At 49.6% G+C, this 12,028-nt stretch carries 12 protein-coding genes and 6 tRNA genes; 8 read left to right on the top strand and 10 right to left on the bottom strand.

What is annotated here, in order from left to right; all coding sequences use genetic code 11:
• Positions 1 to 5: 5 nt before the first annotated feature.
• Positions 6 to 81, bottom strand: a tRNA-Ala gene (locus ESM_RS0114930).
• 39 nt (positions 82 to 120) lie between these two features.
• Positions 121 to 196 (bottom strand) — tRNA-Ala (locus ESM_RS0114925).
• 220 nt (positions 197 to 416) lie between these two features.
• Here ESM_RS0114925 and ESM_RS0114920 point away from each other — a divergent pair.
• Positions 417 to 776, top strand: a complete 360-nt coding sequence (locus tag ESM_RS0114920) for a YfeC-like transcriptional regulator (protein WP_000472019.1) — start codon at positions 417 to 419, stop codon at positions 774 to 776.
• Between the two features lies 1 nt (position 777).
• The gene (locus ESM_RS0114915; protein WP_000826489.1) at positions 778 to 1,170 is read left to right on the top strand and encodes a MerR family transcriptional regulator; all 393 of its coding nucleotides are present in this window, start codon (positions 778 to 780) and stop codon (positions 1,168 to 1,170) included.
• Positions 1,171 to 1,227: 57 nt separating this feature from the next.
• Here ESM_RS0114915 and gltX read toward each other — a convergent pair whose 3' ends face one another.
• Positions 1,228 to 2,643, bottom strand: coding sequence for a glutamate--tRNA ligase (gene gltX, locus ESM_RS0114910; RefSeq protein ID WP_000695644.1), 1,416 nt, complete (start codon positions 2,641 to 2,643; stop codon positions 1,228 to 1,230).
• A 258-nt stretch (positions 2,644 to 2,901) separates the two neighbouring features.
• Between gltX and ESM_RS0114905 the strand changes: the two genes are divergently transcribed.
• The 4 genes from ESM_RS0114905 to ESM_RS0114890 all read left to right on the top strand — a co-directional run bounded on the left by ESM_RS0114905 (position 2,902) and on the right by ESM_RS0114890 (position 3,299).
• A tRNA-Val gene (locus tag ESM_RS0114905) sits at positions 2,902 to 2,977 on the top strand.
• A gap of 44 nt (positions 2,978 to 3,021) precedes the next feature.
• A tRNA-Val gene (locus tag ESM_RS0114900) sits at positions 3,022 to 3,097 on the top strand.
• Positions 3,098 to 3,143: 46 nt separating this feature from the next.
• Positions 3,144 to 3,219 (top strand) — tRNA-Val (locus tag ESM_RS0114895).
• A gap of 4 nt (positions 3,220 to 3,223) precedes the next feature.
• Positions 3,224 to 3,299, top strand: a tRNA-Lys gene (locus ESM_RS0114890).
• Between the two features lie 109 nt (positions 3,300 to 3,408).
• Here the strand turns inward: ESM_RS0114890 and xapR are convergent.
• The 4 genes from xapR to xapA are packed head-to-tail and all read right to left on the bottom strand — an operon-like array spanning position 3,409 to position 6,694.
• Positions 3,409 to 4,293: a DNA-binding transcriptional regulator XapR gene (xapR, locus tag ESM_RS0114885; protein WP_001516822.1), complete on the bottom strand. Its 885-nt coding sequence runs from the start codon at positions 4,291 to 4,293 to the stop codon at positions 3,409 to 3,411.
• A gap of 40 nt (positions 4,294 to 4,333) precedes the next feature.
• Complete coding sequence (locus ESM_RS01000000125000) at positions 4,334 to 4,492, bottom strand: DUF1427 family protein (protein ID WP_000651752.1); 159 nt, start codon at positions 4,490 to 4,492, stop codon at positions 4,334 to 4,336.
• Positions 4,493 to 4,544: 52 nt separating this feature from the next.
• A complete protein-coding gene (gene xapB / locus ESM_RS0114875) occupies positions 4,545 to 5,801 on the bottom strand; it encodes a xanthosine/proton symporter XapB (RefSeq protein WP_000020394.1) in 1,257 nt (418 codons plus the stop codon).
• Between the two features lie 59 nt (positions 5,802 to 5,860).
• Positions 5,861 to 6,694, bottom strand: a complete 834-nt coding sequence (gene xapA / locus ESM_RS0114870; RefSeq protein WP_000084579.1) for a xanthosine phosphorylase — start codon at positions 6,692 to 6,694, stop codon at positions 5,861 to 5,863.
• Positions 6,695 to 6,942: 248 nt separating this feature from the next.
• Between xapA and ESM_RS0114865 the strand changes: the two genes are divergently transcribed.
• Positions 6,943 to 7,707, top strand: coding sequence for a nucleoside-specific channel-forming Tsx family protein (locus ESM_RS0114865; protein ID WP_000716416.1), 765 nt, complete (start codon positions 6,943 to 6,945; stop codon positions 7,705 to 7,707).
• Positions 7,708 to 7,745: 38 nt separating this feature from the next.
• On the opposite strand, the gene ESM_RS0114860 is transcribed toward ESM_RS0114865, so the two are convergent.
• A complete protein-coding gene (locus tag ESM_RS0114860) occupies positions 7,746 to 8,672 on the bottom strand; it encodes a LysR family transcriptional regulator (protein ID WP_001109778.1) in 927 nt (308 codons plus the stop codon).
• A gap of 89 nt (positions 8,673 to 8,761) precedes the next feature.
• On the opposite strand from ESM_RS0114860, the gene ESM_RS0114855 reads away from it, so the two are divergent.
• Positions 8,762 to 9,757: a bile acid:sodium symporter family protein gene (locus ESM_RS0114855; RefSeq protein ID WP_000765619.1), complete on the top strand. Its 996-nt coding sequence runs from the start codon at positions 8,762 to 8,764 to the stop codon at positions 9,755 to 9,757.
• Here ESM_RS0114855 and ESM_RS0114850 read toward each other — a convergent pair.
• Positions 9,754 to 9,972 carry a DUF3820 family protein gene (locus ESM_RS0114850; RefSeq protein WP_000410201.1) on the bottom strand — a complete coding sequence of 73 codons (219 nt, stop codon included), beginning with the start codon at positions 9,970 to 9,972 and terminating at the stop codon, positions 9,754 to 9,756. The two genes, ESM_RS0114855 and ESM_RS0114850, sit on opposite strands and share 4 nt — an antisense overlap.
• Position 9,973: 1 nt before the next feature.
• A complete protein-coding gene (gene ligA, locus ESM_RS0114845; RefSeq protein WP_000443718.1) occupies positions 9,974 to 11,989 on the bottom strand; it encodes an NAD-dependent DNA ligase LigA in 2,016 nt (671 codons plus the stop codon).
• Positions 11,990 to 12,028: the final 39 nt, after the last annotated feature.

Genomic DNA, 12,028 nt, shown 5'->3' with positions numbered 1-12,028 from the left:
AAATTTGGTGGAGCTAAGCGGGATCGAACCGCTGACCTCTTGCATGCCATGCAAGCGCTCTCCCAGCTGAGCTATAGCCCCACGAGGCGTTTACGTACCAAATTTGCTGGGTGCAAAATTTGGTGGAGCTAAGCGGGATCGAACCGCTGACCTCTTGCATGCCATGCAAGCGCTCTCCCAGCTGAGCTATAGCCCCGTCACGTAAAGCTTGTCGAGTTGACGGGCGGCATCATATGAATTCCGCCCTTATGTGTCAACGGCAAATTGCAGCACCTGGTTTCAATCGCTGAAAAATCAGGCAAATGAACATTTTTGGATTACGTCTCGCATTCAGTAGTTATTCATATCACGGTTTCCTGTAAATTGATGCTATAAAATGAACACTTAATAGACCCACAACTATTCAGGGAATTGTTATGTTCAAGGAGAGGATGACGCCAGATGAACTTGCCAGACTGACCGGTTATAGCCGCCAGACCATTAATAAATGGGTACGCAAGGAAGGCTGGACGACATCACCAAAACCAGGCGTCCAGGGTGGCAAGGCCCGACTGGTACACATCAATGAACAGGTTCGTGAATATATTCGCAATGCAGAACGCCCACAGTGTCAGGGAGAAATACCCGCTCTGTCTGGCGATGCGCCGCTTGAAGTGCTGTTAGCGACGCTGGCGAAAGAGATGACGGCAACTGAACAAAAACAGTTTACATCCTTGCTTCTGCGGGAAGGGATTATCGGGTTATTACAACGCTTAGGGATTCGCAACAGCAAATAATATGAAAAGATTACGCAATAAAATGACCACCGAAGAACTGGCGGAATGCCTCGGCGTGGCTAAACAAACCGTTAACCGCTGGATTAGAGAAAAAGGCTGGAAAACGGAAAAATTTCCCGGCGTGAAGGGCGGCCGTGCCAGACTTATTCTGATCGATACGCAGGTTTGCGAGTTTATTCAAAACACACCGGCCTTCCATAACACGCCGGTTTTTCTCGAGGCCGAAGAACCTCTTGCTGAATACGCACCTGGTATGCGAACTCCGGCTTACCGGCAAATAATCAGCGCGATAGACAATATGACTCATAGTGAGCAAGAAAAAGTTGCGCAGTTTTTATCGCGTGAAGGGATTCGCAATTTCCTTGCCCGTCTCGACATTGACGAATCAGCATAAATAATAAGTAAAAAACGGCAGGATATTATCTCCTGCCGTTTATCTTTTAAGTATTAATTACTGCTGGTTTTCGCGTTCAGCAATAAATGCCAGCGCTTTATTGATGCGCTCAATGCTGCGTGCTTTGCCAATTGCGTGAACCGTAACATCCAGCGCCGGAGACTGGCCCGCACCGGTAACAGCTACGCGCAGCGGCATACCGACTTTTCCCATACCCACTTCCAGCTCATCCGCTGTTGCCTGAATAGCCTGGTGAACATTTTCAGCCGTCCAGTCAGTAATTGCAGACAGTTTGTCACGTACCACTTCCAGCGGCTGGCGAGCGACCGGGCGCAGATGTTTTTTCGCTGCATCAGCATCAAACTCGGCAAAATCTTCGTAGAAATAACGGCAACTTTGTGCCATCTCTTTCAGGGTTTTGCAGCGTTCACCCAGCAGTTTCACCAGTTCCGCCAGTTGCGGGCCGTTGCGGGTATCAATATTTTCCTGCTCGATATGCCACTGTAAATGAGTAGCGACATACTCCGGCGGCAACGCGTTAATGTAATGATGGTTTAGCCACAGCAGTTTGTCTGTGTTAAACGCACTGGCAGATTTGCTAACCGCGTTCAGGGTGAAGTATTTGATCATTTCTTCACGGGTGAAGATTTCCTGATCGCCGTGGGACCAGCCCAGACGTACCAGATAGTTCAGCAACGCTTCTGGCAGGTAACCATCGTCGCGATACTGCATTACGCTGACCGCGCCGTGGCGTTTGGACAGTTTTTTACCGTCATCACCGTTGATCATAGAAACGTGCGCGTAAACAGGTACTGGCGCTTTCAGGGCTTTCAGAATGTTGATCTGACGCGGTGTATTGTTGATATGGTCTTCACCACGGATTACGTGGGTGATTTCCATATCCCAGTCATCAACAACCACACAGAAGTTATAGGTCGGAGAACCATCGGTACGGCGGATAATCAGATCATCCAGCTCCTGGTTACTGAACTCGATCGGACCACGGATCTGATCGTCAAAAACAACGGAACCTTCCTGCGGATTAGCAAAACGCACGACGCACGGTTCATCATCAGCATGATGTTCATGACTGTGGCGGCAGCGACCGTCATAACGCGGCTTCTCGCCTTTTGCCATCTGCTCTTCACGCAGTGCTTCCAGACGCTCTTTAGAGCAGTAGCATTTATAGGCCGTCCCCTCTTCCAGCATCTGATCGATAACCGCGTTATAGCGATCAAAACGTTTGGTCTGGAAGTACGGACCTTCATCCCACTCCAGACTCAGCCAGTTCATGCCATCCATAATGGCTTCGATAGCTTCCGGCGTGGAACGCTCAAGATCGGTGTCTTCAATACGCAGCACAAACTCACCACCGTGGTTACGTGCAAAAAGCCAGGAGTAAAGAGCAGTACGCGCGCCGCCAACGTGCAGATAGCCTGTTGGGCTTGGCGCGAAGCGAGTTTTGATTTTCATGAAATGGCCTTACGTTTAGAAAGATGCCGACAACCGGCAAATCCTGGAAAAATTGAGTGGGCGATATTCTATCACTCCAGCCTGATTCCTCAATGTAGTTCGGGTTGCTACATGATGCATTATTGTTTTCGTTGATAAATTGCGCAACACGGTCTGTTTTGCGATCATCCTGCTTAAATTTACGACGAACGAACAATTTCTTTGGAAAAGGCGTTGACTCATTTTGAACTCTCCCTATAATGCGACTCCACACAGCGGGGGTGATTAGCTCAGCTGGGAGAGCACCTCCCTTACAAGGAGGGGGTCGGCGGTTCGATCCCGTCATCACCCACCAACTACTTTATGTAGTCTCCGCCGTGTAGCAAGAAATTGAGAAATGGGTGATTAGCTCAGCTGGGAGAGCACCTCCCTTACAAGGAGGGGGTCGGCGGTTCGATCCCGTCATCACCCACCACTTTCTCGCCAGCTAAATTTCTTGTAAAAATGTGAAGTACCGAAGTGGGTGATTAGCTCAGCTGGGAGAGCACCTCCCTTACAAGGAGGGGGTCGGCGGTTCGATCCCGTCATCACCCACCACTTCGGGTCGTTAGCTCAGTTGGTAGAGCAGTTGACTTTTAATCAATTGGTCGCAGGTTCGAATCCTGCACGACCCACCAATGTAAAAAAGCGCCCTAAAGGCGCTTTTTTGCTATCTGTGATTTGCGAAATTGCCTGATGCGCTTCACTTATCACACCTACTATTTCCGGCAATTCCTGTCCCCTCACCTACTGTGTCAATGCTGCCAACAGCTTAACCATCGCAGGCGTCACCTGCTGTGTTTCATAAACAATATATAAATCCGCAGGGATGCGCTCTTTGAGCGGACGGAAAATGACACCTGGCCAGTTCATTTGTGCGTAGCTGTCCGCTATCAATGTGATACCAATACCCATACTGACCATGGCGAGTACCGTTTGCGGTTCATTAACTTCGCGAATAACAACCGGTGAAAATCCCACCTGCTGGCAAACTCGCTGCAAAAAATCCCAGTCAGTGTACACAGGCGGCATTGTAACAAAATACTCGTCACGTAGCGCCTCCAGTGGGACGGTGGAAAATGATGAGAGATGATGCTCTTCAGGCATCGCCACCAGAAACGCCGATTCATGCAACCGTAAGCTGGTAAAACCTGCCGGTGGTTCTGTCGCCATTCGCCAGATCCCGGCATCGAGTTCACGTCGTTCCAGCAGGGCCATTTGCATCGCGGGCATCTTTTCGCGAAAAAGAACTTCAACGTTAGGATTTTCCCTGAGGAATCGCCGCATAACCGGGCGCATCCGTCCCCACATTGCCGTTCCCACTACGCCGAGTTCAATCCGCCCTGCTTCTCCCCGACCTATTTGTTCAACCCGAGCCAATACATTATTTGCATTCACCAGCAATCGACGCGATTCTTCCATCAAGATTTTGCCCGCGTGTGTCAGTACGACGCTGCGCGAATGGCGAATAAAAAGCTGCGTGCCGAGTTGATTTTCCAGCTCTTTAATATGAATACTGAGCGGAGGCTGAGACATATTTAAACGCGCTGCTGCGCGGCCAAAATGCAACTCTTCCGCTACGGCAAGAAAATAACGGAGCAACTTAAGATCTGTTCTGTATACGCGTTCCATAATTAAGTGCTCCATATAATAAATACATCGTATTAAATTATCATGGCATAAAGTATTTCACCACCAGATATCCGACATACATAAACACAATGGATAATATACCCGGTAATACATTTGGTACAGGAATAGGCAAGCGCACGATTGTAAATAAAGCACCAATACCAAAACCAACGCCGGAAGAAAATAAAATATCTTTCACTAATTAACCTTTATCATAAAAGCAGCTCTGAAGAGCAGAGCTGCGAATCCTTTTAATGAGTCACCGCTTGATGCTTTATCTTTTCAGGGTCATGATTATATTTAAACCCAAAGAAAAATATCACTGCGAGAAAAAGAGCATATCCTGCAAACACCAGCCAGATAGTTTGCCAGTCTTTTACGCCATCTACCGAGAAGTAATCTACTGCCATACCACTCAGAATCGAGCCAACCCATGCGCCGACACCATTTACCATGGTCATAAAGAGCCCCTGCGCGCTGGCACGGATGCTGGAATCAACTTCCTGTTCGACAAATACCGAACCAGAAATATTGAAGAAATCAAATGCACAGCCGTAAACAATCATCGACAGCAGCAGCAAAATAAAGCCGGTTGGTGACGGATCTCCATAGGCGAAGAAGCCAAAGCGCAGCGTCCAGGCCACCATACTCATCAGCATGACGGTTTTGATGCCAAAACGCTTCAAAAAGAACGGAATCGTCAAAATGAAACCGACTTCAGCCATCTGTGAAACTGACAGTAAAATGGAGGGATATTTCACCACGAAGCTATCAGCAAACTCCGGGTTACGGGCGAAATCATGCAGGAATGGATTACCAAAAACGTTGGTAATTTGCAGTACCGCACCCAGCATCATGGCAAAGAGGAAAAAGATGGCCATGCGTGGATTTTTAAACAGCACGAAAGCATCCAGACCCAGCTTGCTGGCAAGCGACGTGGTCGATTTTTTCTCCGCAACCGGAATCTTAGGCAAAGTCAGCGCATAAGCCGACAGCAGCAATGACGCACCAGACGCAACATACAACTGCAGGCTGCTCAATTCCAGATGCAGTAAGCTGACCGCCCACATCGCGACAATAAATCCTACCGTACCAAAAACGCGAATGGGCGGGAAAGCAGATACGGGGTCAAGCCCTGCCTGAGCAAGACAGGAATACGAGACGCTGTTCGATAATGCGATAGTCGGCATAAATGCCATCGCATTAATTAACATCACCCAAAACATCGTATCCGGATCACTCACCGACGCCGCATAAAAAAGTACACCAGCGCACACCAGATGACACAGCATATATGCACGTTCAGCGCGCAGCCATTTGTCCGCGATGATCCCCATAATACCGGGCATAATGATCGCGGCGATACCTTTGGAGCTATAGACCATACCGACGTTCGCGCCGGTGAAATGAAGGGTATTAATCATGTAAGATCCAAGGGTAACCAACCAGCTCCCCCAGATAAAATATTGCAAAAAGGACATTACCTTTAAGCGCATAGCGATGCTCATAATCGTTTCCTTGTCGCATCATATGGCCTCACCCGCGAGGCCGTTTCTTATTGTTTTTCTCAGGCAATTTTGCGCAGAAAGCCGCAAATAAGGTTGATGAAGTTCTGCTTAGAGAGCTCCGCAGCCGCCAGCGTTTGGGCATGTGACAATTTCACATCGCTTAAACCTTCCGCCATATTGGTAATCGCAGAGACCGCAACTACTTTAAGGTCGCAATGGCGAGCTGAAATAACCTCAGGCACCACAGACATACCAACAACATCCCCACCAATAATTTGCATCATGCGAATTTCCGCCGCAGTCTCGAAATTCGGCCCCGGATACGAGACGAACACGCCCTCCGTCAGAGGGAATCCCTCTTCTTTCGCCACTTTTTGTAACAGTGCGCGGTATTCCGCATCGTAGGCATTTGCCAGTGAGAAGAAACGCTCTCCAAAACGATCATCGTTAAGACCCACCATCGGCGTACCTGGCATGGTGTTGATATGATCTTTCAATGCGACCAGGCTGCCTGCCCCCACTTCCGGACGCAGTGAGCCTGCCGCATTGGTGCAGAACAGTAGCTCGCAGCCCAGCAGCTTAAAGGTACGAATTGCGTCAGTCATGATGGTCATTCCACGACCCTCGTAGAAATGTCCGCGACCTTTCATACATACCACCGGTACGCCCTGGAGATGGCCCAGCACTAACTCCCCCGCATGACCATGTACCGTACTTACCGGGAAACCTGGCAGCTTTTCGTAGGAAATTGCGACAGCGTTCTCAATCTGATCGGCCAGCGCGCCCAGCCCGGAACCTAAAATAAAGGCCACTCGTGGCGTGAAATTAGGTTTATAAGTCTTGATAATATCTACGCAAAACAGCGAGTTATGAGAAAATTGAACCTGAGACATATATATCCTTTTTCTGTAGGGTGGAATCTAACGCCTTTTTATAGCGAGGTTGTCCCGGTTCTTACCAATACACTTTTCTCACGCATTCAATAGCGATTCGATATCGATGGATTTATATCTTTTCTCTATTAATCAATGGTAAAAACTGTATTGGCGATATTAATTCCTTTGCATTAACAATATATCGTTTTTAACAAACCACTTTATTAAGCAATCTACTAATAACGATCAGCATAGGGATTTATGCTATGAAAAAACATCTTTTAACTCTGACTCTATCCTCTATATTAGCGATACCTGTTATATCTCATGCAGAATTTAAAGGCGGTTTTGCAGATATCGGCGTGCATTATCTGGACTGGACCAGTCGGACTACCGAAAAATCGTCAACAAAATCACACAAAGATGATTTTGGTTATCTTGAAATTGAAGGTGGCGCTAACTTTAATTGGGGAGAAATGTACGGGTTCTTCGACTGGGAAAACTTCTATAACGGTCGCCATAATAAACCAGGTAGCGAGCAGCGTTATACCTTTAAAAATACCAACCGTATTTACCTGGGTGACACCGGATTTAATCTTTACCTGCACGCGTATGGTACCTACGGATCTGCAAATCGCGTGAATTTCCACGACGATATGTTCCTGTACGGTGTCGGCTACAATTTCACCGGCAGCGGTTGGTGGTTCAAACCGTTCTTTGCTAAGCGTTATACAGATCAAACCTATTACACTGGCAACAACGGCTATGTAGCCGGCTGGGTTGCAGGTTACAACTTTATGCTGGGCAGTGAGAAATTCACTCTCACCAACTGGAACGAGTACGAGTTTGACCGTGACGCTACCTATGCGACGGGTAATGGCGGTAAAGAAGGGCTGAACGGCGCAGTTGCACTGTGGTGGAATGCAACATCACACATCACTACGGGGATTCAGTATCGATATGCGGATGACAAACTGGGCGAAGATTTTTACCAGGATGCGATAATCTACTCCATCAAATTTAACTTCTGATTAATTACTGCCGGGGCTCCCGGCAGTATGAATTCATTCTATATCTGATACAACGGATCCCCTTCCCGCTCAGCCATTAGCGCATGACCCTGGTCTCGTACCACATCCCATAACGCTTCAGCGGCAGTGGAAAGTGAACGGTTCTTCCTGCGCACCAACATCAACTGGCGTTCCACCACCGGCGTAATACGCTTTACCACCAGTGGGCTACCTTCAGGTAATGGCAGCGCCAGTGCGGGAAGAATACTGATGCCGATGCCTGCGGCTACCATCGGGAACAACGTCGCCGGATGACCAATCTCCTGCACAATATTCGCCTGAATACCGTTGCGCGCCAGCGCTGCATCAATCAGCGGTCGACTGCCTGACGCGTAATCCTGCAACACCAGTTTCGCTCCCTGTAATGCCTGCCAGGCTACATAATCTTCCGCGGCCAGAGAGCTATCGCGATGGCAAAGCAAGAAGAAAGGCTCGGAAAGAATCGCTTCACATTGCAGATCGCCCACTGGGCCTGGATCGATGACGATGCCAAAATCGACATCTCCCTGGCGAATACTTTCCATCACCCACTGCTGCGGACGATCGTGCAGGACAAACTGAATATCTGGATAGCGGCGATGGCTTTCAGCAATGCATTGCGGAATAAGATGCGCGGAAATGGTCTGGCTGGCAGCGACCCGAACTTTTCCGCTCAGTTGTTGCCCCATACGCCCGGTATCGCGCAACGTGCTGTTTAGTTCATCCAGCAGTCGCTCAAGACGCAAAGCCAACTGCAGCCCTGCATCTGTAAGCACCACTTCACGCGTGGTTCTGTCCAGCAGGCGAACACCTGTATGGTTTTCCAGCTCCTTCACACTGTGACTCACTGCCGACTGGCTCAGGCCAATACGCTCTCCTGCGCGACTAAAACTTTTCTCCTGCGCTACTGTGACGAAAACCTTTAATTGTTTTAAAGAATAATTCATCTATTTTCTTCATAAATGGATGCAATAAATCAATTTTATTTCTCAAACTGGAAGAAGCACAATAGAACCATCGATCATCTGGAGTCTTTATGAAACTTTTTCGTATCCTCGATCCTTTCACCTTAACCCTGATCACAGTGGTATTACTGGCTTCCTTCTTCCCGGCCAGAGGCGATTTCGTCCCGTTCTTTGAAAATCTGACTACGGCAGCTATTGCCCTGCTGTTCTTTATGCACGGCGCAAAATTGTCGCGTGAAGCGATTATCGCTGGCGGTAGTCACTGGCGGCTACATTTGTGGGTAATGTGCAGCACCTTCGTGCTGTTCCCAATTCTGGGCGTACTGTTTGCCTGGTGGAAACCGGTAAATGTCGACCCGATGCTCTACTCCGGTTTTCTCTATCTGTGCATTCTTCCGGCTACCGTGCAGTCCGCAATTGCCTTTACCTCAATGGCGGGTGGTAATGTCGCGGCTGCAGTTTGCTCTGCGTCAGCATCCAGTCTGCTGGGGATTTTCCTTTCGCCGTTGCTGGTTGGTGTGGTGATGAATGTTCACGGTGCAGAGGGTAGCCTCGAGCAGGTCGGTAAGATTATGCTGCAACTGTTGCTGCCGTTTGTGTTGGGGCATCTTTCCCGCCCGTGGATTGGTAACTGGGTGGCGCGCAATAAAAAATGGATTGCGAAAACCGATCAAACATCCATTCTGTTGGTGGTTTATACGGCATTTAGCGAAGCAGTCGTTAACGGTATCTGGCATAAAGTCGGCTGGGGATCGCTATTGTTTATTGTGGTGGTTAGTTGCGTGCTGTTGGCTATTGTGATTGTGATTAACGTCTTTATGGCGCGCCGACTGGGTTTCAATAAGGCGGATGAAATCACTATCGTCTTCTGTGGCTCGAAAAAGAGTCTGGCGAATGGTATCCCAATGGCAAACATTCTGTTCCCGACATCGGTGATCGGTATGATGGTGCTGCCATTGATGATTTTCCATCAGATCCAACTGATGGTTTGCGCGGTACTGGCGCGTCGTTACAAGCGCCAGACCGGGCAGTTACAGTCGCAGCAGGAAAGCCACGGAAAGGTTTAAAGCGGGCGCTTCAGGGGCTGGACCAGTTGCGTCAGCCCCTCCGTTTTAATCAGCAGCGTGATTTGCATTAGCTCACCGAGTTTCCCTGCTGGAAATTCATCTTTGCGGGCAAACCACAGCAGATACTCCTCCGGCAGGTCAATTAAGCGACGCCCTTTGTACTTGCCAAACGGCATTATCGTATTGGCTATTTCAATCAACTGCTCTTTTTCCATCTCAGTTGCCCAACAAACGCAGCATTTCAGCTTCGTCGATCACTTCAATGCCCAGTTCCTGCGCTTTCGCCAGTTTAGAACCTGCGGCTTCTCCGGCAATCACCAGGTCGGTTTTCTTCGACACGCTGCCCGCCACTTTCGCGCCCAGTTCGACCAGGCGAGCTTTAGCGTCATCACGCGACATCTGACTTAAGCTACCCGTGAGCACCACCGTTTTACCAGCAAACGGGCTGTCGATCTCTTCCGCGTTGATGACTACCGGCGCAGGCCAGTGAACGCCTTCCGCCAGCAGTTCACTGATGACATTACGGTTACTTTCTTCGGCAAAGAAGTTGTGCACATGAGATGCGACGACAATTCCAACATCGGGCACTTTTTGCAGCTCTTCAATCGAAGCCGCTTCCAGCGCTTCCAGCGTGCCGAAATATGCCGCCAGACCTGATGCCGTTGCCTCACCGACTTCGCGGATGCCAAGCGCATAAAGGAAGCGGGCAAAGGTGGTTTCTTTCGCTTTTTCCAGTGCGTTAACCACGTTTTGCGCCGATTTCGGCCCCATTCTCTCCAGCCCGGTGAGCTTACCCGCCGTTAACTTGAACAGATCCGCAGGCGTATGGACATATTCTTTTTCAACCAACTGGTCGATGATTTTGTCTCCCATACCGTCAACGTCCATCGCGCGACGGGAAACAAAGTGTTTCAGCGACTCTTTACGCTGAGCGGCGCAAATCAAACCACCAGTACAGCGAGCCACAGCCTCGCCTTCCACTCGTTCCACGTCAGAACCGCATACCGGGCAATGCGTCGGGAATACTACCTCACGAGTATCTTCCGGGCGTTCAGAAAGCACCACGTTAACCACTTGCGGGATCACGTCGCCAGCACGGCGAATCACCACTTTATCGCCAATACGTAAGCCAAGACGTTCGATTTCATCGGCATTGTGTAGGGTGGCGTTGCTCACCAGCACACCCGCGACATGGACAGGTTCGAGACGTGCAACAGGCGTAATCGCGCCAGTACGCCCAACCTGAAACTCGACGTCACGCACAAAAGTCATCTGCTCCTGTGCCGGAAATTTAAACGCCACTGCCCAACGAGGGGCGCGCGCAACAAAGCCAAGCTGTTCCTGCTGCGCCAGGGAGTTGACCTTAATTACCACGCCGTCGATATCAAAGCCCAGCGTCGGGCGGTCTTCTTCTACTTTATGGTAGAACGCCAGCACCTCTTCCGCCGATTCGCATAACGTGACGCGATCGCTGACCGGTAATCCCCACTTTTTAAATTGCAGTAAACGACCAAGATGAGTATCTGGCAGCTCACCGCCTTCCAGCACGCCAACGCCGTAGCAGAAGAAAGTGAGCGGCCGCTTGGCTGTGATACGCGGATCAAGCTGACGCAATGAACCTGCCGCCGCATTACGTGGGTTAGCAAACACTTTTCCGCCCGTGCGTCGCGCATCTTCGTTGATCTTTTCGAAGCCCGCCTGCGGCAGGAACACTTCACCACGCACTTCCAGACGCGCCGGGATATTCTCACCGTGTAGTTTCAGCGGAATGGCGCGAATAGTACGGACGTTAGATGTGATGTCTTCCCCGGTAGTGCCATCGCCACGGGTTGCTGCACTCACCAGTACGCCATTCTCATACAGTATGCTGACGGCAAGGCCATCGAGCTTCAGCTCACAGCACCAGGTCACTTTTTCGTTACTTTTCAGACGATCCTGAACGCGTTTGTTGAAAGCAAGAAAACTCTCTTCATCAAAAACGTTATCCAGCGACAGCATCGGTACTTCATGACGGATCTGGCTGAAAGCCGCTAACGGTGCTGCACCTACACGTTGAGTGGGTGAATCAGGGGTAATCAGTTCTGGATGTTTGGCTTCCAGCTCGCGCAGTTCGCGCATCAGGCGATCGTATTCAGCGTCAGGAATTTCCGGCGCATCCATCACATGATAAAGATATTCATGATGACGAAGCACCGTTCGCAGTTCTGTCAGTTGTTGTTCGATTGATTCCATATCGCACCATCAATGCTAAAAACCCCCGACAAGCGGGGG

The sequence above is a fragment of the Escherichia sp. TW09308 genome, assembly GCF_000208565.1.
Classification (GTDB): Bacteria; Pseudomonadota; Gammaproteobacteria; order Enterobacterales; family Enterobacteriaceae; genus Escherichia; species Escherichia marmotae.
This window is presented reverse-complemented; position numbering and strand designations above follow the sequence as displayed.